This window comes from Novosphingobium resinovorum (assembly GCF_001742225.1).
GTDB classification, from domain to species: domain Bacteria; phylum Pseudomonadota; class Alphaproteobacteria; order Sphingomonadales; family Sphingomonadaceae; genus Novosphingobium; species Novosphingobium resinovorum_A.
Genome location: NZ_CP017076.1, coordinates 1,550,040 through 1,575,231 on the forward strand (window position 1 = coordinate 1,550,040; position 25,192 = coordinate 1,575,231).

Consider the following 25,192-nt stretch of genomic DNA (forward strand, 5'->3'; position numbering starts at 1 on the left):
GGCGTCGATTGCAAGTTGTGATCGATGCCGGTCCCCGCAACCATCTTTACTTGCTCGGGCAACAAGTGAAGATTAGATCCAGCCCCCGCAACCAATAATTACAATCAAAACAACAGTTTAGGATCACCGCTGAAATCGGCGACAGGCTCGATGTGCCTAGCACAACGCTAGCACATTTGCGCAGCTTTGCGATTTGTGAGACATTCCCACCCAGGCTCCCCTTGCAGCAGTGGCGGTTTGTCATGCAGAGGCACGAGATCTTAGGTGGAAAGGTCCAGGTTTACCGGCGCATCGACGGCGGCAACTGGCATTGCTCCGCATCGGTTGGTGGCAGGCAGCACCGAGCCACCACCAGGACCGACAGCGTATCGCTGGCCAAGCAAGTTGCCGAAGATTGGTATCTCGGTCTGCGCGGCAAATTGCATGCCGGCATCCTCAAGACCGAGAAGACCTTCAAGGAAGCGTCCGCTCAGTTCCTGCGTGAATACGAGATCATCACCGAGGGCCAGCGCAGCAAACGCTGGACCGAGGGACACGGTATTCGCCTTCGCGTGCATTTGCTGCCGTTCTTTGGCGACCTTGGTCTTTCCGAGATCACCGGCGGCAAAGTGCAGGAATACCGGGTGCACCGGATGTCGTCGCGGGGCATCGCCAATCCGCATTCGAAGAGCAATCGCCCGGTCTCGGACAAGGCGCCTGCCCGAAAAACCCTTCACAACGAAATCGTGACGCTGCGCCAGGTGCTGCGCACCGCCGTGAGCCATGGCTGGCTGTCGCACCTGCCCGACATCTCCAGTCCTTATCGCGCTTCGAGCAAGGTGGAGCATCGGCCCTGGTTCAGTCCCGCCGAATACAAGCAGCTCTACAAGGCCACCGGGGCCTATGCGAGGGAGCCGTTCCACGCGCACTTTCAATGGAACGCGCAGCAGGTGCATGACTACGTCCTGTTTATGGCCAACACCGGCCTGAGGCCCGATGAAGCCTCCAACCTTGAGCACCGCGATGTTGAGATCGTCATCGACGATGAGACGGGACAGCAGATCCTGGAAATCGAGGTTCGCGGTAAGCGGGGGGTGGGCTTCTGCAAATCTATGCCCAATGCTGTGCGACCCTATGAGCGGCTGCTCAATCGTCCGAGGCCCGTGCAGGGGGAAAGTCGCCGCGCGGCGCAGCGAAGGCGCCGGGCTGGAATTGATGAGGCGATTGAAGCGCCTGAGGCTCAGCTTCCGAAGCCGACCGACAAAGTCTTCCCCGGCAATCATGTGAAGCTGTTCAACGGCGTGCTTGCGAGGGCGGAGCTGAAATTTGACCGGGATGGCAAGGCCCGAACCGCCTACTCGCTGCGCCACACGTATATCTGTCTGCGGCTCATGGAAGGCGCCGATGTCTACGCGGTTGCCCGTAACTGCCGCACCAGCGTCGAGATGATCCAGAAGCATTACGCCGCCCACATCAAGAACATGATCAGCGCCGCGTCGGTGAATGTACGCAAGGTCAAGCCGAAGCGCCGCCGGCAGCCTGTGCCCGTGGCATTCGAAGATGATGATCTGATCGACGTCTAGTTGCTACTCAGCGCGGCGCTTGCCAACGCGCCAGCGCATCCCCTTGCGGGTGCGCCTCGCAGCAGCGCCCTTGCGGCGCTGATGCGTGCACGAACGTGCCTCTACGCAAAATTGCAGGGCAAACCGGCCACAGTTACAGTCGCTAATAGACCCCCTTGGTAACGGCGCCAACGTAACTTGATTACTATTCACCAGGCTCTTTTAAAAGCATTCCCCGGACTTTCAGCGCAAGGGCGACGGTTTCGTATCTTGCAACAGCAGAATAGTGTGGCTTGGGCTGCAGGCGGCAGTGCGTGGCGCGGCCTTAGCGAGCGCGCTCAGCATTCGCCCAAACAGGCGAACAAGGTCCTCATCATCGGCAGGCCAGCCATCTTGGGGGACGTGCGCGAGAGCGCGTGCGATGTCAGCGTCGCTGACACTTGCAAAAGAAACGGACTGGCCCATGCGCACCTCCAATGAGTACACTTGATGGTGATCGCGATCGGGCCGGTTGGCGAGTTACAAGGATGAAACCTGGGAAGGTTCAATTCCGCCAAGGTCGCGCCAGTCCACGCGCGATCAGATATTCACCGGCGTCCTGATCACCGACATAGATCTGCGCCAGCGTGCGGCCGTAGCGGTCTTGCCCAAGGCGCTCGATCGTGACGCGACCGTTTGCAAGGAGAGATCGTAGAGCTTCGCGGCTTTGTTCGCCGGCGCCGTAGTCGCACCATGCCGGGTTCCTGGATCCAGCGAAACGCTGGCGCTGCTGAGGTGCGCATCGCGGCGAATCCCTAAGTTCGGGGGCATCGATGTTGGCGATACGCACCTTTTCGCGGTTGCAAAGTGTGAGGGTGTCGCCGTCATGAACATTGGCGACGCAGAGACCTGCGGCGGCGGCGAATAGGAGGAGCGACATATCTATGGGCCTTAAACGCCGTATCGCTTATTGCCACCGCTTGTGATGCAGTAGCGTCCGCCGCGAGGACCAACGCAGACGTTACCGCCGCTGCAGGGGCAACTACCGCCGTATGATCCGCTGGATCGGCCGCGTCGAGATGATGACGTTTTCTTCTTGCGTGATGAGAGCGAAGTTTTTCGCGTCGAGCCGTACTTTTTGGACGAGGAGAAGTAGCTCGGGGTGCCATACGACTGGCGCTGGGCATTGTAGTGCGAGTTGGTGCGCGTCGTCGTATCCGTTAACTGTTCCGATGTAAGGAAACGGGCGACAACCCAGCAGTTCGGCGAGACGATGTGGGACCACCCGCCGCCTGCCTCGCTAACTTGAACGTGCCGCCCGCGCGCGAGCTTTGCGACAATCGGCGCGTTGGCAACTGGCGTGCTCCGGCAGTTCAGCGCATTGGCCGCAACCTGCTCCGCGTCAGCCTGCGCGCTGAAAGCTATAAGAACTAAAAGCAGAATTGCGCTGAATACAGCCCGCATAGTCACTCCCCATTTTGAAACAGGGCTATGCGAGGTTGCATTAATATTTGTCTAGGATGCGACGGTTAAAATTTCTTAATCCGCATCAGGCATCGCTTTTCGCGGATGTTTGGCGGCGAAGAACGGGAGGCGCTGCTCGTTTAGGACGCCTTGATCGCTTAAGTCGAACTTGGGGCCTCGGTTCTGGCTTAATGCCGCGGCATTATGACCGGGGCTGGGTGTGGGTTCAACGGGTGGTGGCGACGCTTTAATCTCCTACGGTGGATGGAGTGTCGCGCTGAAGCGTCGTCGAATCTCCTCACATTGATCCCGCTAGAAACGGTGACGGCGAAACTCAGGCGAATGGACGCCGGTTGCCAGCCATCACGTTGCCAATTGCGGCAAATATCAGGCGGGAGCGAAGGGAGCAGAAAACTCGTCATTTGCGCGTAGGGAGATCTTGAACTGCAAAAATTCCCTTCCCAAGTCTCACTTGCCGGGCGCCGCTGTTCGGGTCCGGTGGACATCGAGGGCGCCAGCTCTCCTGTACTGGCGCAACTCATGTCCAGATCGCTTCTTTGGAGGATTTGGAAATGAGAACTGCATTCGACTTTACGCCTTATCGGCGTTCGACGGTCGGCTTCGACCGCTTGTTCAACCTGCTCGAGGCAGGCGCACGCGATGAAGATGGCTATCCGCCCTTCGACATTCTGAAAGAAGGTGACGACAGCTATCGCATTACGCTGGCGGTTGCTGGCTTCCGCCCCGAGGACATCGAGGTGGTGGCTCAGCAGAACCTGCTCACCGTCACCGGTAAGCGTGCCGAAGACAACGATCAGGGCGAGTATCTGCATCGCGGCATTGCCACACGCGCATTCGAGCGGCGCTTCCAGCTTGCCGACTTCGTGGAAGCCGGGGATGCCCGTTTCGAGAACGGCCTACTGAGCATCGCGCTCAAGCGCGTTGTCCCCGAGGCAATGAAGCCGCGCCGGATCGAGATCAACGGTAGCAACGCTGCCCCGGATCAGATCGAGGCGCCCAGGGATGAGGTCCGCGAAGCGGCCTGATCCCGGTTCAAGAGGTCTGCCGGCGCCGTTTCAAGCGGGCCGGCAGGCCGTGCCTCTTCCAGCCAGAAAAGGAGATGACCATCATGGCTTTTCGTGATCTCATTCCCTAGAGCCGGCAGGAAAACCGGCTCCCCGTCCAGGTCAGCGCCGAGCGCGGCCGCGACAATGATACTCACCCATTGCTCTCGCTCCACCGCGAGATGAACCGGCTGTTCGACGACGTCTTCCGAGGCTTCGGTGTCGATACGCTGGCAAATGCCGTGAAGGTGACGTTGGTCCCAAGGGCCGAAACGTCGTCATCGACAAGAGCTTCGGCGCTCCCCGGATCACCAAGGACGGCGTCACCGTCGCCAAGGAAATCGAGCTTGCCGACAGGATCGAGAATATGGGCGCGCAGATGTTGCGCGAGGTGACGAACAAGCAGAACGACAAGGTGGGCGACGGCACTACCACCGCCACCGTGCTGGCCTAGGCGATCGTGCGCGAGGGCTCAAAGGCTGTCGCCGCCGGCATGACCATGCGCTCGCACGCACCAGTTAAACGTCTGTCACCAGGCCATTTGCTAATCCCAAAGCTGCGGCATGCTCTTCAGCCGCGCGGTGGTCGCTCCTCGACCCTGAGCAAGGGCAGCGATGCGGGACAGCGCGAAGTCACGATCGGCCTTGTCTCCGTGCTGGGCAAGATCGAGCAGACTGGAGGTGTCGCCGTTGGCCTCGAGCAGATCTCTGCTCCGCAGCCATTCGGTCATTTCCGAATTCGCTTCCATGTTACACCTCGCTGCTCCAGCCTCACTGCGAACGTCGAAGTGCGCCAATCGATCCCGGGCAGCCGGCAATGCTGAAGCGGATGGGCGTGTGCACGGCGATGAGCACTGTCTGAACTGTGATGGGAGGTGCGCGCCTTGCACCGATGCTAGAAGCCTTCATCATGGCAGATGCAGGAGGAGGCGGTGCCCGTGTCTCCTGTCAATCTCCATCTCAGGTAGATCCTGGGGTGAAGCAGACCTCAACGGGCATTTCAGATCAGCGATCTTGATGGAAATGCAAATGCGCCAGCGCGGACATTTGGCGGGCGAACTTGAGATTGGAACGAATTCAGTTTCTGCGGCTTGAGCGCATCAGGTGTTCCTGCACCTGTGGCCCGGCATGCTCTCTCCCACCGGTATGCGGCCGGGCCACTTCGCCTTTTTACAGTGCGTATTCCCGGAGATGACATTGCCCAACCGCGACCAGGACACCATCACGCCAGCTGGCGGCCACGAAGGCGGAAAGCCGAACAACCTGCGTTACATCGTCGGCGGATTGATCATCATGTTTCTTCTGGCCATGGCGATCATGGGGCTCAGCACAAGGGTGTTGGAACGTCCTGGTCCAGATCAGGGAGCAACCGAGAAGGCACCCGCCGACTGATGCTGCGAAAAGGCCCGGCGCTCTGGAGAGGCCGGGCCAAGGTTCGGGTTACAGCAAACCCTCAAGTCGCGAGCGGACGATACAGGATTGCCGGTGGTCCGGAAATGAGAATATCTCATTCCCTCATGATCATAGCGCCGGGCAATTCATTCCGGCGATCCCCTAAGCAACGAGGTTCCGGAAAATGTTGCCAACAGCTCACCTAATGCGACGCCGCAAGCCGTGATGCTGGCATCGTAGCGCGCCGACACTGTAAGTCACGCCGCAGCACATAGCCCTAGACAAAGTAACATCCGTTGTTATGCTATCGCGCTCGTCACGGTCATCAGAGTGAAGGCCGCCGAGAGGGGCAGCGCAATGATCCGCAGGATTTGGTGCCTATTCAACAGCCATTGTCACATAAAGCCGGAATAGGATGGCTCGCACTATGTCGGGAACTGCCGCCACTGCGGTGCTCGAATTAGCGGCTCGCATCGAAGAAATGGTGGCGTACCTCTCGCAGATAGGTACCGCATGAAAACTGTCCTCGAGCGGATCGTCCGCGCGCTCTGCAGCCAGAACGGCTTCCCGGAGAATACAATGTATCAGGGGCGGCCGATGTGGGAGGACTTCCTTCCCAAGGCGCGCGTGGCTCTGGCCGCGATCCTCTACCCCACCGAGGTAATGGGAGGCGGGAGGAGCCATCGGCGGCTTTTCCGACAGGTATGAAGGCCAGTTTTCCGAGAAGGCGTCCGAGGTCTGGAAAGCGATGGTTGAAGCGGGCCTCGCCGGACTGCCGTAGCCGCAGCTCGGGAACAAAGGTAAGCCGAAGAGTTTGAAAATCGGTCTTTAAATCATAGTCAGAGGAGATGATCGTGTTCCGCAAGTCCGTCCAGCTCCATGACGGTCCCTGCCATGGAATGAGCGTGATCTGGGATGGCAGCAACGAGGTGCGGATGATTAAGTGCAGGCAAGGCTATGTGCCTTGGCCGAGCAAAGCGGGCCCACCGTTGATTGAAAGCGAGATCTACCGCCCTTCGATCGATTCTCCATCCATCTTCGTTTGGGCGAAGGGAACTAGCTCAACTGCGGAGAATTGCTCAGCACCTTCTGGCTCCGAAAAGTTCTAAAGCCCAGCCTGACCATGGGTCACGGGCGCGGCGGCGGGAGGAAACCCGCCGCGCTCGCCCCGGCGGCCACCCCATTCCGCCGAGCTGCAAACGAATGATATTGATGGACCGGCCGCATATAGCGGCGCTGCGTTCACAAGTGCGTTGATCCCCGCGCATTCATCGCTACCGAGCCGCCCGGGTGCGGCGGCTTGCAGGGGACCGGCGCACCCATCTCCCTTGTGGAAAAATCGTTTACTAGCGGTATGCTATCGATCTGCTGGCGCGTTCTCGTCGCGCCGAAGGAGATCCCCGTGCATCAAGAGTACAAGAGCCTCACTCGTGCCGCGATCGCCGAAGCGATCAAAAAAAACATAGGGATATCTTCCACCAAGGCCAATCACATGGTCGATGCGATCATTGAGGAGATGGCCGCTGCTCTCGAACGTGGCGAGAACGTGAAGATTGCCGGCTTCGGCACGTTCCTGCTGAACGATAAGGGGCCGCGGGTCGGACGCAACCCGAAGACTGGCAAGGAGGCGGTTGTAGGCGCGAGGCGCGTCGTCACCTTTAACCCGAGCACCATCCTGCGAGCACGCGTCGCTCCCTTGTTGGACTGATCTCAGATCAGCGACCTGCTCTGCAACGCGATCGCCATGCTGCGCGGCTTCACACTGCCGCGTGGACGGTTCGCGCGCATTTTTGGCATTTGATCGGGTGCGGCGCTATGGACGCGGTCGGCGTCGCGGACTCCGGCCGAAAGAGCGGCAGTCTGAGCCTGGGCGGATCGGAACGGCTTCTTCATTGACCTTGCCGTCGCTGACGCGGAACCCCCTGGGCGTTACCTTCTCGGCATTGAATGTGATGGCGCCGCCTATCATGATGCGCGCTCCGCGCGCGAGCGTGACCGCTTGCGTCAATCCGTGCTCGAGAGCCACGGATGGACGATCCATCGGCTGTGGAGCACCGACTGGTTCTATCGCCCCAACGAGCAGATCGATGCCATCGTCACCAAGATCGAAGCGGCCAAAGCCGAGCATGACGCCGATGCCGGTGCAGAGGCCAACCGGTCCGCACGGTTCGAGATCTACAGCGTCGAGCGCGAGGACTTAACCGAAATGGGCATCATCTGCGCGGATGAAGTCGCTGAGGCGGCAAGTGCCAACCTCTATATAGAGGCCGTTATCTCTCGTCCGGCATTCCACGACGGCGAATTGCACGAAACCGCCGTCGGGGTTCTCGCCGCGCTCGTCGAGGAAGCCGTCCGGATCGAGGGACCTGTCCATATCGACGAGGTGATCGAACGTATCCGATCGGCATGGGGTCTCAAGCGCGCAGGCGGCAGAATCCAGCAGGCATGCTGCCGTCCGGGCCAAGCTGGTCGAGGATACCGGCCTGTCGCTGCGGGTGATGGTGGCGCATGTCATCATGGGTTCGGGGCTGTGGACGGTGCGGATCGAACCTCAGAAGTCACCCACTGATGCGGTGGCCGAGAGCGTCGAGGGCTGCCTGTCGGAAGTCTGTTCGATGCCCGGCGACGCGAGGTTCTGGCCCTGCTTGGCCTGGATGCCGAGACGGCCACAGTCGCCGGCGGCGATGCCGATGGGAAGGGCATTTGCGGTCTGGTTCAGCGGCTGATCGCCATGGACGATGCCGATGTCATGCGCGTCCTTGCGGTGGTCATGAGCGAAACGCTGGACGTCGGAACAGGCATCATCGAATTGCTGGGCCAGCACATGGGCGTTGCCATGCTCGATGCGGTGCGCGATCGTGAGGTGATGGGCCATCTGCTGGTCGAGGTTGCGGGTAATCAGGTCGCTGCGGAAAACGCCAAGGCGACGAGCAAGGTCCAGCGGGGCATCATCCGTGGCTGCCTGACCGGGACCAATGGCAGGCGGAAGCGCGAGAGCTGGGTGCCGCGCTGGATGGCCTTCCCGGCGAGCGCCTACACGGCACGGGGCGGGGTCGGCAGCGCCGAACGGGCCGCACGTCTGGCCGCGCTTTGCGATGAGGAGGAAGCCGGGGCCGAGGCGACGGAAGGGGCTGAAGCCGCCCCCGCCGAAGCCGAACAGGCGCTGCCTCAGGCGGCTTGAACCAGTGAGGCCCGGCGGCGTGATGCTGCCGGGCTTCTCCTTTCAAGGAGACCATCGGCAGCCGACCAATATACGCTATGCGTCGGCAGTGGTGCGAACAACCGCTTTCTCCAAACCCCTCCGTTCGCCTGCCTTAAAGCTGCTGAGCAGCAACTAGCCTTATTCTCTGCTGCTCGTTCGCCCCGCCGAATATGCCAGAGGCTGACGTATATTTATTTCCGGCTACCGAGTTCACATGGCCTGTGGGCCGCTGTCAGGGGGCGATGGGGGGTGATCTCAAACCCCGCCGAAGAGCTGCCTATGGCAGCAGGGCTACGATAGCTTCCTGAAGGAGGTGCGCAATCGCTGCCGGTTCTGCCAAAATCCCGCGCATCAACGCAGCCTGCCAGCTGTTGACGCCCCTGGACATCAGAGCAACGCGCAGTTCGAGGCCGATCTGATCCGTGACGCTCTGGAGACTGAGGATGGGGTCCCGCAGCTTTATCTGGCCGGGGAGGGTCGACCAATCAGTCGCCATCGAGAGGTGAAATTGCGTGCCAAGCACGTTGTCGAGGTGAAAGGCGACGATCTGATCCCTCGGCGCCGGAAGTCCAGCCATGACGCGAGGCCTGAACGTCGCTGCGTTGTAGGGAGGGACGATCTCGACGTCCCAGAGAGCATCGGCCGCCCAGGTGTCAAAATACGGATGAATGAAGCGACGCGGATTCCCTCCATGGACAGTCGTGCCCTTCACGCCGGAATTGCAATGCCGGCATGCGGGAACAAGGTTGGCCCGCATGATCGAGAACTCGCGATACATGTCGCGGGGCAGATAGTGGTCGAGGTCGCCGGTCACCGGCGATCCGCAGACCGGGCATGACTTCAGACCTGCCTTCTGACGCATTCGCTTCAGATCGCCGGAGCCCTTGCGACTGTCATAGAGGTCATATTGTCGCTTGCCGACGCCAGGACCAAAATCATGAGCGTTGACGGCGAAGGGGCTGCCGCTGTTCGCGCGGTATGTCTGGTAGGCGGTGAGCCAGTCAGTCTCATGCGGCTTCCACTCAGCCTTCTTGGCGAGCTTTCTCACGACCGCTTCGTCCTCGGCTGCGGTGGCCGGCATGGAAAGATGTTGCATCGTTCAAAACGCCTGCGGCTCTTCCGGGGCGGGCTCCGCTGTTGGGGGTTGGGCGAGCCTGCGCGCGATGAAAGACAGACTTTCCGAATTGAGTTCGGCTCCATACTCCTCGATCACGCCGTCAAGTCCTAGATGCCGGCCAGTGCCGTCGGCCCAGTCCGAGAGCGTCTTCTGGTATCGGTGCGAGATGCTGGTATCGCCAAAAACGAATTGCGAGATGCTGTCGATCGTCGCGCCGAACGTCTGCATGCGCGGTGTGTCGATTCGAATCTCACGGCCTTCCAGCGTTAGGATGTTCACCCGAACGCGCGGAGTCTCGCGTACCACGTACGCTGAGTGCGTAGCGATCAGCGCGATTGATTTCGTCGATTGCAGCAGGTTGTCCAAGATATCCATTAGGTCGGACACGAAGTTTGGATGTAGGTGGGTCTCAGGTTCATCGAGCAACAGGAGACTGCCCTGTTCGATCGCCGCCGCCGATTGGGCGGCAAAGCGCAGCATTGCGTATTCGCCGCTGCTCAATCGGCGAGGTTCCATCTGCTCGTCGAGGACGATTGCCGGACGGTTCCAGTCGATCTGCTGAATGAGCCGGATGGTGTTCTGCTCGCTGAGCCGCCTACCGATCGGGAAGTAGCTCTGATTTCCCGGTTCGATGACGTGTGGAAGCTCGTCACCCGGGCGCCTGGGGCGTAGCGGAAGGTGCAGCCGGTCCCACAGTCCGATCGCGTCGAGCGCGGCCTCGACCACGTCCAGACGCGACATGTCCCGGTTCTCGCCGAATCCCTTCCGATCCTCCGACTTCTTGCAGGCTACAAGTGCGACGAGCAGCGGATCGGCACCTTCCTCGCCGGATGCGTTCACCGCGAAATATTCATAGTCGATGCCGTGCCATGGTCCAATCCAGCGGGGGAACGGGTCGGTAGGCACAGATGAGAAGACAATAACCCGCGAGGGTCGGAACGCGGGTAGGAAGTGAGGGCGGAGGAAGCCGGCCGCATGGTTCGAATGCAGACCGTCGACGATCGCCTTGAGCAGTTGGGTTTTGCCGACCCCATTTCTTCCGATGAGGACAGAGGCTCTGTCGCGGAAGATGCCATCTCGGTGGAAACGGAAAGGCAGGGTGTAAAGGTTGTCAGCGCTGCGCACGTGGGCAGAGAAGACGAAGTTGATCGCAGCATCCTCAACCGGGGCCGGAATGTCTGGCCGGAAGAAGCGGCTCCCCCGTCGGAGCGAGTCATAGGCTCCTCCGTTCCTCAGCGCTCCGAAGTGAAACTCCTCGCCATCGATCAGGTCGAGGAGCGCTTGATCTACCCCTTCCGTTCGCGCAACGGTTGCGTCGTGGAGCTTGCGGAGCGCACTAACGCCGACCTCGAAGCCTAGCGCGCCGATCACCTGTTGATAGTGCTCGACGTCGACGAGCAGCGACGCGAACGGTGTTTCGACCACATCGATCAGAAACACATCGCCGTGCTCATTGAGCAGCCGGGTAAACTCGAACTCGCTCCGATTTACACCCTCGAACATCAGCCGCATGCGAATCTCTATCGGCTCTACACCCTCCGCGCGGATGTGAAGACGCGCGAAGAAGTTTCTCCCGTAATCGTTCCAGTTGTCGTGCACGGGCACGATAGCAATGACCGGCGTTGGAAGGTCCGCCACTTGGCCAAGGGCCTTCGCGATGTAGATGTCGACCGGGACGTTAGCCGGAATGATTTCGGGCATTCTTAAAACCTGCTGTTGAAAATCGATCCAGTAACTCCGGCTCACTTGCCGTTCTAAGGACGCCGTTACCTTCCGCAAGCCAACTCGATTGCCACGGATCCGCGAACGTCCGCTTAGACCGAAACCCACGGCTTCCGAGTATGCTCGCGAATGGCTGAAATGTCCCAAGCCTTCCCATCGCAGCCGACCCTTGTCGGTCATTTAGCACCCATTTTTACGCTCTCAGGTGCGGACCGGCAGCTTCCTCATTCTGGATGCCTTGGACTGGCCGATTGCGGAATGTCCGGATCGGAAACAAGTGTGAGGATAGATGACGCTTACGCGGTGTCGGCTCCCGACCCTTAGCAACCAATCCGTCATGTCATGGTCATAACTTTCACCGACACGCTCGCTTCATGGTTCACGCCAAATCCGATTCTGTTCCCGCTCTCAACGTAGGCGAGCCTGATCGTCTCAGTTGGAGCAGGCTGGCCATGTCGACGCGGCTAATGGCAGGCCTGCACCTGCTCAAGCACATGGAGGGCCTGTCGGACGAAGCCGTCTGCGCCCGCTGGGTCGAGAACCCGTACCACCAATTCTTTTGCGGCGAGCAGCACTTCCGCCACAAGCTGCCACTGGATCGTTCGTCGATGACGCGCTGGCGGAACCGGATCGGGGCCGACAAGCTGGAACTTCTGCTCGCCGAGACGCTGCGCGTGGCGATGGAAACCAGGGCAATGCCGCCGCAGGCCTGCGAGTGGGTGACGGTGGATACGACTGTACAGACCAATGCGATTGCCCATCCCACCGACAGCCACCTGCTGCTACGAGGCATCGAGTGGCTGAACCGGATTGCCCGCAAGCACGGCATCAAGCTGCGCCAGTCATTCCTGCGGGTGGGCCGCCAGGCTCGGCGCAATGTCTCCTGGCTGATCAACGGGCGCGGTCACAAGCAGGCGATGCGTTGGGTGCGCAAACTTCGCACCTGTCTGGGCCGGCTCGACCGCGATATCGGCTGCAAAATCGCCGGAAATGAGGAACTCGAGGCCGCCTTTGCCGTCGTCCGCGAGCGGGTGGCGAAGATCCTCACCCAGAAGGCTGGCAGCACAGACAAGCTTTATGCCCTGCACGCGCCCGAGGTGGAATGCATCGCCAAGGGCAAGGCGCGGACCCGCTACGAGTTCGGGGTAAAGACCTCGATCGCGGTGACAAACGCCCGCACCGCCGGTGGCCAGTTCATCGTCGGCATGCAGGCGTTGCCCGGCAACCCCTATGATGGCCACACCCTGTCCGGGCAGATCGAGCAAGTCGAGCGCCTGACCGGCGTCACCGTTGAGCGGGCTTATGTCGATCGCGGCTACAAAGGGCACCAGCATGGCGGGCAGGCCAGGGTCTATATCGCCCACACTCGCGGGATCACCTCACCCACGATCAAGCGCGAGCTCAGGCGACAAAATGCCATCGAACCGATCATCGGTCACACCAAGTCCGATGGCCTGCTCGAGCGCAATCACCTCGCCGGTGCCACCGGCGATGCCATCAACGCCATCCTGGTCGCCGCGGGGCACTATCTCAGGTTGCTCGTCGCATGGCTGACTGCGATTTTGCGCGCCCTCATCGCCGCCTGGCTATCCCCAGCCCTGCCCAAAATGGCCGCTGCCTGAAAGCAGCGTACCAGTTCGATAAACCCCTCACGGCACATCGGACGCAATCTACCCGTCGCCGAAACGAACATCGCATTGTTCACGACCGACAAGCTATCTACGCCGACTGCATCGAGGCCATGCGCCAGCACGCTCCTCGCCAAGATCGCGCTGGAAATCCGAATTGGCGACTCGCCTACAGCCGGGTGAAAGACCGCGCGCATTCCATCGCCTCGGTCTACAGAGACCGGACATCGTATGGGTTGCGCGATTGAGAATGCGGGCTTCTAAATTCGTGCTATTCTCGGCCCGCTTTCGACGACTGGTTTCCCGAAGTCCTGAAAGTTCCGGCCGATTACTTTTAGATCAGACCGCCAAATACGACGTGCGCGATCATATGTGCTCGGTTACGCGCCCGCGTTTTCAGCCGGACATTCTCGATATGCCGTTCAACCGTGCACGGCGCGATCTTAAGATTTAATGCTGCCTCTTTTGCCGAGTAGCCGTCAGCGACGAGGCGGACGACTTCGGCTTCACGCCTTGTCAGCACCGGTGCATTTTCAGCAAGTCGAATCATAGGTTCCCCCTTTATTAACCATCATAAGGGAGGTATTCATTTTCAAGTGCATATGGAATGGTGATTTTTCCCATGTGAACGATTACAAAGAATGCCTTTTGGGGCTTGGTACAACTCATCCGATAGTGCAGAAGTGCACATTAGCAGCCAGTTGGCCTTGCCTAACGTATCTCGTGCGTTTGGCGAGAACCGGTATTGACCCTGCAGGTATTTTTCATCGGTGAGACTATCAATTCGCACACAGCTCACGAATCTCCCGATGTCTTTCAACGCAGGAGCAATCGGTTGTGATACCCGTAAACGGCTCAGCTTACACGGCGAAATCCTCGCTGGAGTGCGCTCATTGATCATATGATCGAGCGGCATTTTTTTCCCGTTGATACATCATGAGCGGTCGCATCAGTGTTGCAATTTGGTCACATGCTTTCGTAGTTTCAACCGATTGCCGCGGTCCTCGGAAACTTGATGGGCTTTTCCATCTTTTGCCATTCGAATGACACTCCAGAGGATACTTCCATGACTTTCAAGCCGCTCTCCCTTGCAGTCGCTGTTGCTGCGGGAATCGCGTCCACGTCGGCAATGGCTCAGGATGCAGGCGTCGACGCTTCGACGAATGCGCCGATCGTGGCCGAAAACGGCACTAGCTTTCGCGGCATCCGCCTTGAAGGTAACTTTGGCGGTGACCGCTTTCAGTCGGAGGGTAACCACAACGACAAGTTTGGTTATGGTGGTACAATCGGCTTCGACGGCACTTTGGGTGAGCGCGTCGTGATCGGTGCGGAAGGCAGTTTCTGGAAGCCCGGTAAGGGCAACGAGAACACCACGGCGCTCGCCAATGGAAACAGTATCGACCATAAGGCGTTTGAAGAATGGGGCGCTGCTGTACGAGCCGGCTTTCTAGCCACTCCGGACGTTTTGATCTTTGGTAAGGCCGGCTACGTAAACGGCGAACAACGCAAGCGCATTGAAGGACCCGTAGGCAATACACTCGTGTACGATCACTACCGCGCTGACGGCTATCAAGTCGGCGGCGGCGTCGAATTCTCTCTGACGCAAGGACGCCTTCCGGTTTATGCGAGTGCACAGTACGTATATTCAAACTATCACGGCAATAGCAGCCGTCAGCGCGTGATGGGCGGCATCGGCATTCGTTTCAAGTAAGCGTCGCCGGACCTCGATGACAGCCTCAAGGGGCCCGCGCCGGAAGGTACGGGCCCCTTTTGGTTGTGTGGGAGGTATGGACCGGAAAGTGCGGCAGGCCTTCAAACATGGCCGATCAATGCGCCGGATCACGATTGAGCATGGCCGGGCAACCCACAAGTGGCGCTACCGCATCGAGCGCATGTTTGGCGGTTTCAGAATCGGCGGCGCAATCGCGACCGGTGCGATCAATTCGCCGCTAGTCACCTAGAACCGAAATGAGCTTCGTTAAATAAGAGCCTCATCCGAAAGTTGTTGAGCAATACCAGCATGTTGTGATTCACGCCTCTTTGCGAAGAGATGAAGTGAATGGTGACATGGACTGGTACCGCCCGCCGCAAGCATAGCCGGGAGGGACTGCGATATCCATCGGATTTGACCGATGTTGAGTGGGCGTTGGCAGCGCCATTCGTGCCTCCAGCAAGGCGCGGAGGCCGACCTCGAACGGCAGACAGGCGCGAAGTCCTCAATGCGATGTTGTATATAGCCGCGAGCAGGTGTGCGTGGCGACTTCTACCAAAATGCTTTCCTCCGGTGTCGACTGCCCTGCGCGGCGTTGCTCTGGGGCGCCGCAACTGGATGTTCGTCGGGTCCACCAAGGGCGGGGATGCCTCGGCGCTATTTTACTCGCTTGCCGAAGCGTGCCGCCTGAACGGTGTTGAGCCCGAAGCCTGGTCCACCGACGTCATTGCGCGCATTGGCAATCACCCAATCAAACGGATCGATGCACTGCTGCCATGGCGCTGGCAGGACCCACGCGAGACGGCTGAGGCTGCATGAACACGTCACAACCTCACTCCGCTCTGTTCACACCTCTCGTCTAGGATCCCGCTCTCCTCCCGCCACTGGAGATGGACGGCTACCTGACCGGCGTGCTGGTGACACCAGAATTGGAAATCGCCGACTTGATCGCCGACTTGCGGACCGCGCTCCCCCCGGTGACGGATCAAGCCAGAATGGAGCAGGCCCTCGCCGCCGTTCTGGCACGGTTCAAGGCGATTGAAGCGGAGCTTCAAAAGGGATGGCCGAGCTATCAACCCAGCTTCTCTGAAAGGGGGCAGAAGGCTGACCATGGCAGGGTCCGGGGATGGATGAAGGGCATGAGGCGGTCGTCGAGGTGATGGAGCGGCGCTTGATCGTGCGCCAGAGGCAATGCGGATCCGCAGACAGACTTTCGAGCATCCGTTCGGCACATTGAAAGCCTGGATGGGCTCGACACACTTCCAAATGAAGACACTCAAGGGCGTGAGAACGGAGATCAGCCTTAACATCCTCGCCTATACCTTCAAAAGGCTGATCGCCATCCTCGGCGTCCAGCCACTGATCGGCGCAATCCAGACCTAAGCGTCAATGCTCAACCTACAGCGCCCACCTTCAAAATTATGGACCGCTCCCCCGTCTCGTTTTTACACGGCCTGTCCCAAGGCCCGCCCCATCGCACCCGACCCTTATCGGCCGCTTAGCCGTCAATTTTCGATTCCTAGGTGCGGACGGTCCGCAATCCCGACAGGTGTCGACCACAAGCCTTCTTCCGACGATCGGTGAGAGAATAGCGGATTCGCCCCACTTCAACTCACATGTCGGCGAAGGGCTTTTAGGATGCTGATTTAGACCCGGAGAAAATCCACATTCAGAGGGGAAGCAACTCATCGAACTGCTCCATATTTTTGTCATTCAGCATTTGCCCTGTCGAACCAAGGTTGGCGCCACGACGCTACACATCGAAATATATTTCCATAAAATTGCAGAGGTCATCGAACCGTCACGGCTTTGACGGCGAAACGTCATGCGTGGTTTCTAGTGGGCGCCCAACATAAAAATCACTTCGGGGCACATCTCACATGCGTATCACCAAGCGGGTCTTGGCGTCGTCGACGTCGGCCATCCTGTTCGCGGCCATCGCACTTCCCGCATCCGCCCAAACCGAGCCGGATGCCGAGGCTGGCGTCAACGGCGAGGACATCGTCGTCACCGGCAGCTACGCCCGCAGCCTGCGCGCCGCGACAGAGGCGAAGCGCACCGCATCGTACCAGGTCGATTCGATCAACTCGACCGACATCGGCAAGTTCCCCACCCAGAACGTCGCCGAGGCGCTGCAGCTGGTCACCGGCGTCGCGATCACCCGTCCGCGTGGCGAGGGCCTGAATGTCAGCGTGCGCGGCCTTGGCCCGCAGTTCCAGAACACCCTGCTGAACGGCAGCCCGGTGGCGGTGAACGAAGTGATCGAGAACGGCGGCGCCGCCGGTCGCCAGTTCCGCTTCGAGATGCTGCCAGCCGAGTTCACCTCCAGCATCGACGTCATCAAGACGCCCACCGGCGACATGACCGAAGGCGCGCTGGGCGGCAACATCAACGTCAAGACCTTCGAGCCGTTCGACGTCGGCACCAAGACAACGCTCAACGTGCGCGGCACGTATACCGAGCAGACCGGCAAGGTGAAGCCGAACGCCACCGTGATCACCAGCTGGGTCAACAACGACGACACCTTCGGCATCCTCGTCGGCGGCCAGTACTGGGCCAAGGACGTGCGCAACGACCGCTGGTACAACGCTGGCTGGTACAAGGACCGCTTCGCCTCGCAGCTGGGCCAGACCGGTCTCTACCTGCCCACGCGTACCCGCGCGACGGTCGAGACGGAAAAGCGCGAGCGCATCTCGGGCATGCTGTCGATGCAGTGGCGCCCGAACCCGGAAATGACGACGACGCTGAACGTCCTCGCCACCCGCCTCGACGTGGCTTACGACGAATACGGTCTCGACATCTATCCCGACGACAGCAGCGTCGCCGGCCACCGTCCCACCATCGTACCGGGCAGCGTCGTACTCGATGGCGATACCGTGGTGAAGGCGACGATCAACGACGTGCGCTTCATGGCCTCACGCGAGTACAGCCTCAACTGCCACGACCTGTTCAACGTCGGCCTGCGCCAGACATGGGATCATGATGCCTGGCATGTCGCCGGCACCGTCAACTGGTCCTACGCGCACAGCTATCACCCCAGCTACGACGTCGGTACCGTGCGCAGCCGCGCCATGTTCTTCGCCCCGCTGACCTACGATGCAACGCGTGGCTACAAGGAAGTACCGGACTTCAATACCACGGTCGATCCCACCAATCCGGCCAATTACCAGCTTTACCAGTTCAACATCGCGCCCAAGAACAGCAAGGACTGGAACTTCTACACCCGCGCCGATGTCGCCCACGATTTCGAGGGCTTCATCTCCAAGCTGGCGGTCGGCGGCGAGTACCAGTTCCGCAAGCGCGACTATTCGCGCCGCGATTTCATTGTCAACCCGGTGGCCGGCACCCCGCTGTCGAGCCTAGGTTCGGGTGCCTATGAACAGCTGCCCTTCGACGACTATCTACAGGGCCTGGGCGGCAACATCCCGCGTAACTTCCTGGTGCCGGTGACGAGCGCCTATCTCGACGCCTTCTTCACCCCCACGGTCGAGAACTCGGCGCTGACCCCGGCGGACCTCGCCGCCTCGTTCCGCACCACCGAGAAGATCCTGAGCGCCTACGCCCGCGCCGACTACGACTTCTCGCTGGGCTCGGTGCCGGTCACCGGCAATATCGGCGTGCGCTACGTCCACACCGACCAGGTCGCGGGCGGCAACTTGCGCAGCGGCAACGCGATTACCCCGGTCAAGTATCACAAGACGTTCAACAACGTCCTGCCCAGCTTCAACCTGCGCGCCGAACCGACGCCGTCTCTCGTCGGTCGCCTCAGCGCCAGCCGCGTGCTGACCCGTCCGAACGTGACCGACAGCGCCCCGCGCATCACCATCTCGACCGACGCGCCGACCGCCAGCGGCGGCAACCCGGACCTCGTGCCGTTCCTCGCCACCCAGTTCGACGGGTCGCTGGAGTGGTACTTCAACAAGTCCGGCTCGCTCACCGGCGCGGTGTTCTACAAGGCGATGGACGACTACATCACCCAGCAGAACGTGCCGATCGACATTCCGGGCCGCGGCACGGTGCAGCTGAGCACGCAGGTCAACGGCGGCAACGCCAAGGTCTACGGCTTCGAGGCGGCCTACCAGCAGGTATTCACCTTCCTGCCGCAGCCGTTCGACGGTCTGGGCTTCCAGGCGTCGTACACCCGCACCTCGGTCAAGGCGAACTACACCGCCGGTTCGCGCGTTATCAAGGACGAGATGATCGGCCTGTCGAAGAACAGCTTCAACGTGGTCGGCTTCTTCGAGAAGGGCCCGATCTCGACCCGCCTGTCCTACGTCTGGCGCGACCGTTATCTGTCGGGCACCGGCAGCACCACGCAGGCACCGACCTACACCGCCTCGTTCGGCTCGCTCGACGGGTCGATCGCTTATCGCCTGACCAGCAACGTCACGCTCAGCCTCGAGGCAATCAACATCGCCAAGGCACGCCAGTACACCTACAACGACCTGCCGATCCGCTACGGCGACATCAACGACTACGGCCGCACGATCCTGTTCGGCGCGCGGGCGGAATTCTGATGCTGCGCGCTGCGGTTCTCGGGGCGCTGATGCTCGGGGGGGCGATGGCCTCCCCGGTATCGGCGAAGGACGCGGCGGCTCCCGGGCCGCTGCGCATGAACGACATCCAGGTCGTCGGCTCGCACAACAGCTTCAAGACACGGATTCCCGCAGCCGTGATGGCGGAACTGCGCCGCCGCGATCCGAAGATGGCCGAGGCGCTGGACTACTACCACCTGCCGCTGTCCGCCCAACTCGATGCCGGCGTGCGTCAGCTGGAGATCGACATCTTCGCCGATCCCGAGGGCGGCCGCTACGCCGCCCCCAAGGGCGAGGCGCTGCTCTCCCCGGCCGAGCGGGCCCGCGCAAAGCAGGAGGGCTTCGACGAGGCCGCGATGCGCAAGCCCGGCTACAAGGTGCTGCACATTCCCGACGTCGACTATCGCGTCGTGTGCCCCACCCTGGTCGTCTGCCTGACCGAAGTGAACGCGTGGTCGCGGGCGCACCCCGGCCACCTGCCGATCATGCTGACTCTCAACGCCGCCGATACCGCGAACACGCACGAGATCACGCAGCCGCTGCCGCTCGACGATGCGCGCCTGCTCGATGCGCTGGACGCGGAAATCCGCAAGGCGCTGCCGGACAAGCGGCTGATCACCCCCGACGAAGTGCGCGGCGACGCTCCCACGCTCGCCGGGGCGGTGAAAACGAAGGGCTGGCCCACGCTGAAGAGGGCGCGCGGGCGGATCTACGTGCTGTTCGACGTGCGCAAGGCGGTTTCGGACGTGTACCGCGCCGGCCATCCCTCGCTGCGGGGACGCGCGATGTTCGGATGGTATCCCGATGGCGAGCCGGAAAGCGCGATCCAGATCGTGCAGGACCCGCTCGTCGATGGCGCGAAGATCCGCGAATGGGTGAAGGCCGGCGTGATCGTGCGCACCCGCACCGACGCCAACACCGTCGAAGCGCGCACCCACGATTTCACCAAGACCCGCGCGGCGATCGAAAGCGGCGCGCAGGCGGTCAGCACCGACTATTATCCTGGTGCGCCCGACCCGCTGGGCCTGCGCTTTACCGTCACCCTGCCGAACGGCGCGATGGCGGGCTGCAGTCCCGTGCGCGTGGCCGGACCGTGCGTCGTAAAGCCCTGAGATGACCATGCGCGCCCTCCTCGCCGGGCTGGCGCTGCTGATCCCGGCGGCGGCTCACGCTGCGCCCACTACGCCGGGCGATCTGGTGACGGAGCGAGCGGTACTGGTCATGCGCCACGGCATCCGCGCGCCGCTGAACGGTGAAGTACCCGAAGGCACGCGCACCGATCGGCCCTGGCCGGTCTGGCCCGTCGCGCAAAGCGTCGTCACGCCGCACGGCAAACGGGCGCTGGAGATCGTCGCCGAAAGCGACCGTCGCCTGCTTGCGTCGCGCGGCCTGCTGGATGCAGCCGGTTGCCCGAAGGCCGGGTCGGTGTCGATCGTCGCCAACGCCTCGCCGCGCGTGATCGCCAGCGCAGCGGCCTATCTCCGCGGATTTGCGCCGCAGTGCGCCATCAAGATCTCGCATCTAGAAGAACCGCAGGCCGATCCGATCTTCGAGCCCTTGCGCGCGAAAGCGACCGCGTTCGATGCCGATGCGGCCGTGGCCGATATCAACCGCTCGACCGGCGGCATGGCCCGGCTTGCCGCGCGTGACCGCAAGGAACTCGCCCTGCTCAACCGCGTGCTGGGTTGCGGCGAGGCCGATTGCCTGCCCCCGGCCGCGCCCGCCATCGCCGCGCGGGATCGCGATATCGCGCTTTCCGGCCCGATCCGCAGCGCCTCGGGCATCGCCCAAGTGCTGCTGCTGCAGTATCTGGAAGGCATGCCCGTCCAGCAGGTCGGCTGGGGCCGGATCGATGCGGCAGGATTGCAGCGGCTGGGCCGTCTGCATGCGGACCTGTTCACCGTCTACACCCGGCCGCCCTACATGGCGGCCCATCAGGCCAGCGCGCTGGGGCGGCGCATCCTCGACACGCTCGACCACGGCCCCGCTTTCGAACTGTTGATGGGCCACGACACCAACGTGACCGCGCTGGCCGTTACGCTGGGCGTCGACTTGTGCGGCGAGGGGTGTGCCACGAACGACGTACCCCCCGGCGGTGCGATCCTCATCGAGCGCCTGCGCGATGCACGCTCGGGCCTGCGCTACGTGCGCGCATCCTACCGCACCCAATCGCCCCAGGCGCTGCGGGGGCTGGGCGCGCAGGTCTCGCTCACGCCGCTGCGTTTACCCGGCTGCGCCAAGGACCCCTGCCGCTACGATGCCTTCGCCGCTACATTCGGGCAGCGCTTGGCGAAGTGACCACTTAGAAGGTGATCGTAAATCGGGGCGACATTGCGGCCGACGCGGCGCAAGGCGTGAGAAGGACGGCGGTCGCCCTCAGGAGCGCGGGTCGACGTCGACGATCCAGGTGATGCCGAACTTGTCGGCCAGCATGCCATACAGCGGCGACCAGGCCGAAGGGCCGATCGGCTGAAGGATCGCCGCGCCCTCGGCCAGCGCCTCCCACCGCTGCCGGACTGCGTCCGCCGACGTCCCGCGCAACGAGACGTAGAAGGCGTTGGTGCCGGCATCGTGGTCGTGCCCCGCCTGCACGTCGAACGCCATGATGCGGAAGCCGTCCTGGGCGGCGACCTGGCCCCAGATGACGTGATCGGGCGACCCGGCAAGCTGGGCCTGCCCCATGGCGCCATAAGTCATCACAGTCTGTTCCCCGCCGAAGACATGCTGGTAGAAGTCGAGGGCTGCGCGGGCCTGGCCCCGGAAATTGAGATGGGTGGTAACGGCAAAGGTCATTGCTTGAACTCCTGGATCTACGGCGGCACTCGCTTTCGCCGGCCACCTCTTGCATAGCGGGGCCCAACTGCCATTTTCCGTCAGTAGGCCATGCCGCGATCCGATCGTCTCCTTCGACTGCTCCACGCGATGCGCACCATGGCGGGGCCGCTCACGGCGGCGCGGCTGGCGGAAGAAACGGGCGTATCGCCGCGCTCCCTCTACCGGGACATCGATGCGCTGCGCAGTGCCGGTGCACGGATCGAAGGCGCACGCGGCTATGGCTATCGCCTTCTGGAAGATCCGGCGCTGCCACCGCAAATGCTCGACCGGGACGAGATCGAAGTGCTCGCGCTAGGGCTCGCCGAAGTGCGCGCCTGGGGCGATCCGGCGCTGGCGCGGGCAGCCGATTCGGTTCTTGCGAAAATCGCCGCGACCCTGCCCGACGAGCGCGAACGGCAGTTGCTCCACGCGATCGCGCAAGTTTTCCGCCCGGAGCCGCGCTATGCCGCGCCGCTCGATCTGGCACCGTTGCGGGCGGCATGCTGGCAGGAGCAGGCGGTCGATATCCGCTATGTCGATGGCGATGGCGCGATGAGCGACAGGACGATCCTGCCGCTTGCGCTGTTCTACACCGAAACCTGCGTGACCGCTCTGAGCTGGTGCTGCCTGCGCGAAGATTTCCGGATGTTCCGAACCGATCGGATGGCCGATATCCGGGTGAACGGCACGAGCTTTCGTCCGCGCCGGGTGCCGCTGCTGCGTGATTATCTGGCACAGTTGCAGGCGCGGCACCGCGCGCGAGATGATCGCGGCAGCAACCCGGCCTCGGTAACCGTGAACTGAGTTAGGCACAGTTTGCGGCCATCTCTCAGTTGAACGGTAGCCCGTTTACATCAACCCCTCCCGGTATAACCGATGTTGCTGCCGCCGCAGTTCAGCAAGGTGCCTTTGGGTTGGTAGCCGTATCCCACGAAATCGGCCCATCCTTGCCGCTCAAAGTCCTTTCCCAGCTTTCCGAAAGCGGACATAATTTTGGGCGAGTTCGTAGACCGCATAACGTCAGGAAAGTTGGGCCTCGGCGACGGTCCGGACTTGAAACCTATATCGTGTAAGCGAACCGTCGTTCATTTGAACTGCCGCCCCCGACTAACATCTCCTGCCCAGAGCCTACCCGCAAGCTCACAGGCTTTCGGCTGGCAGAAATAGAGCTTTTACCTCGGAAATTAGCGTCTCGACAGATGGTGATAGCTGCCCTCGCTTATGCACGATTGCACAGTGCCAGGCCGGCTCAATTTTGCACAGCTTGACGAGTTTTCCCGAAGCCAGCTCTGCTTCAGCGAGCATATCCGAGGAGAACCATACTACATCGCTATCCATAGTAATTTTTTTTAGTATGTCAAAATTGCTGCAAACTATCGATCCTGCATTGATCGGCGGAAAATCCACCCCAGTACCGGATGCCACCTTGTAATGCCAAATATCTTCCAGATTCGTGCAATCGCTTGCAAGCGGATGGCCAGCCCGAACTAATACGGATATAGAAAGATCAAACAGAAATTCGATTTCTAAATCATCTATGTTTGGATTTGACTTCGACATCGGCAAGAATGCGACATCGATAAGATCGGATCGAAGGTCGTTGATCGCCTTGTCCGACACATTTATTGATGGGTGCAACTCTATTCGCGGTGACTTCGCCAACATGGCAGTCGTCAGCGGAGCCAAGGCTATGCTGGCGACAATCGGGGCCATTGCAAAGCTTACTTGACCCAGTTCACCACGAGCGAACAGGTAAAGGCTATGTTCGAAACTCAGCGCATGCTGCAGCAGTCGCCGGGCTTCAGCAATGATTGCAGTGCCCGAGGGCGTCGGACTAATCCCATTTCTTCGACGATCGAAAATCTTTACCCCCAATCGCCTTTCACTTTCAGCCACGCTGCGGCTGAGGGCTGGCTGAGTTAGATTAAGTTTTTGCCCTGCTTTGGAAAAACTTTCCGCATCGGCGACAGCCACGAGATGCTCGAGCATGTTTAGTGTCTGATTCAAAATTGCGGGCGTGGCAATCAGGGCCTTGCGATGCGGCGAGCATATAGCTGGATGGATGCGATAAAGAGCCAAGCTGTGGCGGACGCGATGGTTTCCTCGAAGTCCTTTGCCAGACGCCGGTTGCGGCTCAGCCATGCGAACGTTCTTTCGACGACCCATCGTCGCGGCAAGACCTCGAAGCCCTTGGCAGTATCGGACCGTTTGATGATTTCGACGGTCCACTTTCCGATCCGGCGCAGGGCCTCCCTGAGCTTGTTTCCGGCATAGCCGCCGTCTGCAAACACGTGACGCAGCCAGGGGAAGCGCCTGACGATTTCTCCAAGGACCAGCGGTGCCCCGTCCCGGTCCTGAATGTCGGCGGCGTGCACAACGGCATGGACAAGATTTCCATCGGTGTCGGTCAGGATGTGCCGTTTGCGTCCTTTGATCTTCTTCGCTGCATCGTAACCGCACAGGCCACCGCTTTCGGTCGTCTTGACCGACTGGCTGTCGATCACGCCAGCGCTGGGAGAAGCCTCTCGCCCATCAGCTTCTCGGGCCATCATCAACAAGGTGTGGTTTATCGTCAGCCACAGCCCGTTGTCTCGCCACAAGTAGAACCAATGCCGCACGCTCGACACCGGCGGAAAGCAAGGCGGCAGCATCCGCCATGGCAGGCCTCCGCGCAGTAGGTACAGAATTGCCTCGACGATGCGTCGTAATGGCCATTTGCGGGGCCGTCCGACACGAGACGCAGGTGGAAGCAATGGCTCCAGCAGCGCCCACTCGGCATCCGTCAAATCGCTTGGCAAAGCTAGCCCTCTTCGCGCATGAAGGGCGCGAGTGGTATCGGTCCACATCGTTGAATCCATGGTAGTTTTTGGCGAAACCCATGAATCAATGACAGGCCAAAGCGTCAAGCTAACCTGCTGATACCACTCAACTTATTTTCTGATCAGGCTCTTAGATCAACACGCATTACCATCAGTTATAAAACCCGCATCAAGAATGCATTGGAAAGACGCTGCCTTCTGCCCA

General features: G+C 60.9%; 25 protein-coding genes and 3 pseudogenes. 18 read left to right on the plus strand and 10 right to left on the minus strand.

Annotation, left to right across the window (positions count from 1 at the left end):
- Nucleotides 1–242 precede the first annotated feature (242 nt).
- On the plus strand, nt 243–1,562 hold the full coding sequence (locus BES08_RS24135) for a site-specific integrase (protein ID WP_069709537.1): 1,320 nt from the start codon (nt 243–245) through the stop codon (nt 1,560–1,562).
- 523 nt (nt 1,563–2,085) lie between these two features.
- Here the strand turns inward: BES08_RS24135 and BES08_RS24140 are convergent.
- Nucleotides 2,086–2,460 (minus strand): thermonuclease family protein, encoded by a 375-nt coding sequence (locus BES08_RS24140; protein WP_069709538.1) that lies wholly within the window; start codon nt 2,458–2,460, stop codon nt 2,086–2,088.
- 1,096 nt (nt 2,461–3,556) lie between these two features.
- Here BES08_RS24140 and BES08_RS24145 point away from each other — a divergent pair.
- Entirely contained in the window at nt 3,557–4,030 is a 474-nt protein-coding gene (locus BES08_RS24145) for an Hsp20 family protein (protein ID WP_036526662.1), read from the plus strand.
- Between the two features lie 200 nt (nt 4,031–4,230).
- Nucleotides 4,231–4,499: pseudogene (locus tag BES08_RS32080) on the plus strand (TCP-1/cpn60 chaperonin family protein); the annotation flags it as partial.
- A gap of 93 nt (nt 4,500–4,592) precedes the next feature.
- Here the strand turns inward: BES08_RS32080 and BES08_RS24150 are convergent.
- Nucleotides 4,593–4,778 carry a hypothetical protein gene (locus BES08_RS24150; RefSeq protein ID WP_156799952.1) on the minus strand — a complete coding sequence of 62 codons (186 nt, stop codon included), beginning with the start codon at nt 4,776–4,778 and terminating at the stop codon, nt 4,593–4,595.
- A 373-nt stretch (nt 4,779–5,151) separates the two neighbouring features.
- On the opposite strand from BES08_RS24150, the gene BES08_RS24155 reads away from it, so the two are divergent.
- From BES08_RS24155 to BES08_RS24165, 3 genes are all read left to right on the plus strand, one after another.
- Nucleotides 5,152–5,439, plus strand: coding sequence for a hypothetical protein (locus BES08_RS24155; RefSeq protein WP_036526658.1), 288 nt, complete (start codon nt 5,152–5,154; stop codon nt 5,437–5,439).
- A gap of 513 nt (nt 5,440–5,952) precedes the next feature.
- Nucleotides 5,953–6,147, plus strand: coding sequence for a hypothetical protein (locus BES08_RS24160; protein WP_008831856.1), 195 nt, complete (start codon nt 5,953–5,955; stop codon nt 6,145–6,147).
- Between the two features lie 694 nt (nt 6,148–6,841).
- A complete protein-coding gene (locus BES08_RS24165) occupies nt 6,842–7,147 on the plus strand; it encodes an integration host factor subunit alpha (RefSeq protein WP_036526725.1) in 306 nt (101 codons plus the stop codon).
- 2 nt (nt 7,148–7,149) lie between these two features.
- On the opposite strand, the gene BES08_RS24170 is transcribed toward BES08_RS24165, so the two are convergent.
- Complete coding sequence (locus BES08_RS24170; protein ID WP_036526656.1) at nt 7,150–7,332, minus strand: hypothetical protein; 183 nt, start codon at nt 7,330–7,332, stop codon at nt 7,150–7,152.
- Here BES08_RS24170 and BES08_RS24175 point away from each other — a divergent pair.
- The gene (locus BES08_RS24175) at nt 7,331–8,008 is read left to right on the plus strand and encodes a DUF3320 domain-containing protein (protein ID WP_081799052.1); all 678 of its coding nucleotides are present in this window, start codon (nt 7,331–7,333) and stop codon (nt 8,006–8,008) included. The genes BES08_RS24170 and BES08_RS24175 overlap by 2 nt on opposite strands.
- Here the strand turns inward: BES08_RS24175 and BES08_RS24180 are convergent.
- Complete coding sequence (locus BES08_RS24180) at nt 7,991–8,314, minus strand: hypothetical protein (protein WP_051586903.1); 324 nt, start codon at nt 8,312–8,314, stop codon at nt 7,991–7,993. The two genes, BES08_RS24175 and BES08_RS24180, sit on opposite strands and share 18 nt — an antisense overlap.
- Here BES08_RS24180 and BES08_RS24185 point away from each other — a divergent pair.
- On the plus strand, nt 8,306–8,620 hold the full coding sequence (locus BES08_RS24185; RefSeq protein ID WP_051586902.1) for a hypothetical protein: 315 nt from the start codon (nt 8,306–8,308) through the stop codon (nt 8,618–8,620). The genes BES08_RS24180 and BES08_RS24185 overlap by 9 nt on opposite strands.
- A gap of 298 nt (nt 8,621–8,918) precedes the next feature.
- Here BES08_RS24185 and BES08_RS24190 read toward each other — a convergent pair whose 3' ends face one another.
- Together BES08_RS24190 and BES08_RS24195 are read right to left on the minus strand one after the other, a co-directional pair.
- Entirely contained in the window at nt 8,919–9,737 is an 819-nt protein-coding gene (locus BES08_RS24190; protein ID WP_155986287.1) for an HNH endonuclease, read from the minus strand.
- Nucleotides 9,738–9,740: 3 nt separating this feature from the next.
- A complete protein-coding gene (locus tag BES08_RS24195; protein ID WP_036526655.1) occupies nt 9,741–11,459 on the minus strand; it encodes an AAA family ATPase in 1,719 nt (572 codons plus the stop codon).
- Nucleotides 11,460–11,932: 473 nt separating this feature from the next.
- Here BES08_RS24195 and BES08_RS24200 point away from each other — a divergent pair, with 473 nt between their 5' ends.
- Nucleotides 11,933–13,102 carry an IS5 family transposase gene (locus tag BES08_RS24200; RefSeq protein ID WP_197524498.1) on the plus strand — a complete coding sequence of 390 codons (1,170 nt, stop codon included), beginning with the start codon at nt 11,933–11,935 and terminating at the stop codon, nt 13,100–13,102.
- Nucleotides 13,103–13,442: 340 nt separating this feature from the next.
- Here the strand turns inward: BES08_RS24200 and BES08_RS32085 are convergent, their stop codons facing one another.
- Nucleotides 13,443–13,658, minus strand: coding sequence for a helix-turn-helix domain-containing protein (locus BES08_RS32085; RefSeq protein WP_081799049.1), 216 nt, complete (start codon nt 13,656–13,658; stop codon nt 13,443–13,445).
- Between the two features lie 516 nt (nt 13,659–14,174).
- On the opposite strand from BES08_RS32085, the gene BES08_RS24205 reads away from it, so the two are divergent.
- The 8 genes and pseudogenes from BES08_RS24205 (at nt 14,175) to BES08_RS24235 (ending at nt 21,652) form a co-directional block, all read left to right on the plus strand.
- Nucleotides 14,175–14,819, plus strand: a complete 645-nt coding sequence (locus tag BES08_RS24205) for an outer membrane protein (protein WP_036526652.1) — start codon at nt 14,175–14,177, stop codon at nt 14,817–14,819.
- A 348-nt stretch (nt 14,820–15,167) separates the two neighbouring features.
- Nucleotides 15,168–15,410: pseudogene (locus BES08_RS34180) on the plus strand (transposase); the annotation flags it as partial.
- Between the two features lie 27 nt (nt 15,411–15,437).
- Nucleotides 15,438–15,638 (plus strand): transposase domain-containing protein, encoded by a 201-nt coding sequence (locus BES08_RS34185; protein WP_231958373.1) that lies wholly within the window; start codon nt 15,438–15,440, stop codon nt 15,636–15,638.
- A gap of 71 nt (nt 15,639–15,709) precedes the next feature.
- Complete coding sequence (locus tag BES08_RS24215; RefSeq protein WP_036526650.1) at nt 15,710–15,979, plus strand: UPF0149 family protein; 270 nt, start codon at nt 15,710–15,712, stop codon at nt 15,977–15,979.
- Nucleotides 15,958–16,202 (plus strand): annotated as a pseudogene (locus BES08_RS24220) (IS5/IS1182 family transposase); the annotation flags it as partial. The gene BES08_RS24215 and the pseudogene BES08_RS24220, both read left to right, overlap by 22 nt.
- 497 nt (nt 16,203–16,699) lie before the next feature.
- A complete protein-coding gene (locus BES08_RS24225; RefSeq protein WP_069709540.1) occupies nt 16,700–19,336 on the plus strand; it encodes a TonB-dependent receptor in 2,637 nt (878 codons plus the stop codon).
- Entirely contained in the window at nt 19,336–20,466 is a 1,131-nt protein-coding gene (locus BES08_RS24230; protein WP_231958353.1) for a Ca2+-dependent phosphoinositide-specific phospholipase C, read from the plus strand. Before BES08_RS24225 ends, BES08_RS24230 begins: the two co-directional genes overlap by 1 nt.
- Before the next feature lie 7 nt (nt 20,467–20,473).
- Complete coding sequence (locus BES08_RS24235) at nt 20,474–21,652, plus strand: histidine-type phosphatase (RefSeq protein WP_197524499.1); 1,179 nt, start codon at nt 20,474–20,476, stop codon at nt 21,650–21,652.
- Nucleotides 21,653–21,730: 78 nt separating this feature from the next.
- On the opposite strand, the gene BES08_RS24240 is transcribed toward BES08_RS24235, so the two are convergent.
- Nucleotides 21,731–22,147 carry a VOC family protein gene (locus BES08_RS24240; RefSeq protein ID WP_036526643.1) on the minus strand — a complete coding sequence of 139 codons (417 nt, stop codon included), beginning with the start codon at nt 22,145–22,147 and terminating at the stop codon, nt 21,731–21,733.
- 90 nt (nt 22,148–22,237) lie between these two features.
- Here BES08_RS24240 and BES08_RS24245 point away from each other — a divergent pair, with 90 nt between their 5' ends.
- On the plus strand, nt 22,238–22,972 hold the full coding sequence (locus tag BES08_RS24245) for a helix-turn-helix transcriptional regulator (protein WP_051586899.1): 735 nt from the start codon (nt 22,238–22,240) through the stop codon (nt 22,970–22,972).
- 336 nt (nt 22,973–23,308) lie between these two features.
- Here BES08_RS24245 and BES08_RS32095 read toward each other — a convergent pair whose 3' ends face one another.
- A complete protein-coding gene (locus BES08_RS32095; RefSeq protein WP_081799047.1) occupies nt 23,309–24,157 on the minus strand; it encodes a LysR family transcriptional regulator in 849 nt (282 codons plus the stop codon).
- Nucleotides 24,158–24,192: 35 nt separating this feature from the next.
- The gene (locus tag BES08_RS24255) at nt 24,193–25,014 is read right to left on the minus strand and encodes an IS5 family transposase (RefSeq protein ID WP_036526716.1); all 822 of its coding nucleotides are present in this window, start codon (nt 25,012–25,014) and stop codon (nt 24,193–24,195) included.
- Nucleotides 25,015–25,192 lie beyond the last annotated feature (178 nt).

Excerpts from the sequence above, each read along its gene's own strand:
- BES08_RS24190 (WP_155986287.1), bottom strand. The coding sequence starts at position 9,737 with ATGCAACATCTTTCCATGCCGGCCACCGCAGCCGAGGACGAAGCGGTC.
- BES08_RS24245 (WP_051586899.1), top strand. The coding sequence starts at position 22,238 with ATGCCGCGATCCGATCGTCTCCTTCGACTGCTCCACGCGATGCGCACC.
- BES08_RS24145 (WP_036526662.1), top strand. The coding sequence starts at position 3,557 with ATGAGAACTGCATTCGACTTTACGCCTTATCGGCGTTCGACGGTCGGC.
- BES08_RS24160 (WP_008831856.1), top strand. The coding sequence starts at position 5,953 with ATGAAAACTGTCCTCGAGCGGATCGTCCGCGCGCTCTGCAGCCAGAAC.
- BES08_RS24195 (WP_036526655.1), bottom strand. The coding sequence starts at position 11,459 with ATGCCCGAAATCATTCCGGCTAACGTCCCGGTCGACATCTACATCGCG.
- BES08_RS24205 (WP_036526652.1), top strand. The coding sequence starts at position 14,175 with ATGACTTTCAAGCCGCTCTCCCTTGCAGTCGCTGTTGCTGCGGGAATC.
- BES08_RS24225 (WP_069709540.1), top strand. The coding sequence starts at position 16,700 with ATGCGTATCACCAAGCGGGTCTTGGCGTCGTCGACGTCGGCCATCCTG.
- BES08_RS24150 (WP_156799952.1), bottom strand. The coding sequence starts at position 4,778 with ATGACCGAATGGCTGCGGAGCAGAGATCTGCTCGAGGCCAACGGCGAC.
- BES08_RS34185 (WP_231958373.1), top strand. The coding sequence starts at position 15,438 with ATGTTCGTCGGGTCCACCAAGGGCGGGGATGCCTCGGCGCTATTTTAC.
- BES08_RS24180 (WP_051586903.1), bottom strand. The coding sequence starts at position 8,314 with ATGGCCCATCACCTCACGATCGCGCACCGCATCGAGCATGGCAACGCC.
- BES08_RS32085 (WP_081799049.1), bottom strand. The coding sequence starts at position 13,658 with ATGATTCGACTTGCTGAAAATGCACCGGTGCTGACAAGGCGTGAAGCC.
- BES08_RS24215 (WP_036526650.1), top strand. The coding sequence starts at position 15,710 with ATGGACGGCTACCTGACCGGCGTGCTGGTGACACCAGAATTGGAAATC.
- BES08_RS24255 (WP_036526716.1), bottom strand. The coding sequence starts at position 25,014 with ATGTGGACCGATACCACTCGCGCCCTTCATGCGCGAAGAGGGCTAGCT.
- BES08_RS24235 (WP_197524499.1), top strand. The coding sequence starts at position 20,474 with ATGCGCGCCCTCCTCGCCGGGCTGGCGCTGCTGATCCCGGCGGCGGCT.
- BES08_RS32095 (WP_081799047.1), bottom strand. The coding sequence starts at position 24,157 with ATGCTCGAGCATCTCGTGGCTGTCGCCGATGCGGAAAGTTTTTCCAAA.
- BES08_RS24240 (WP_036526643.1), bottom strand. The coding sequence starts at position 22,147 with ATGACCTTTGCCGTTACCACCCATCTCAATTTCCGGGGCCAGGCCCGC.
- BES08_RS24185 (WP_051586902.1), top strand. The coding sequence starts at position 8,306 with ATGGGCCATCTGCTGGTCGAGGTTGCGGGTAATCAGGTCGCTGCGGAA.
- BES08_RS24200 (WP_197524498.1), top strand. The coding sequence starts at position 11,933 with ATGTCGACGCGGCTAATGGCAGGCCTGCACCTGCTCAAGCACATGGAG.
- BES08_RS24230 (WP_231958353.1), top strand. The coding sequence starts at position 19,336 with ATGCTGCGCGCTGCGGTTCTCGGGGCGCTGATGCTCGGGGGGGCGATG.
- BES08_RS24135 (WP_069709537.1), top strand. The coding sequence starts at position 243 with ATGCAGAGGCACGAGATCTTAGGTGGAAAGGTCCAGGTTTACCGGCGC.
- BES08_RS24170 (WP_036526656.1), bottom strand. The coding sequence starts at position 7,332 with ATGAAGAAGCCGTTCCGATCCGCCCAGGCTCAGACTGCCGCTCTTTCG.
- BES08_RS24140 (WP_069709538.1), bottom strand. The coding sequence starts at position 2,460 with ATGTCGCTCCTCCTATTCGCCGCCGCCGCAGGTCTCTGCGTCGCCAAT.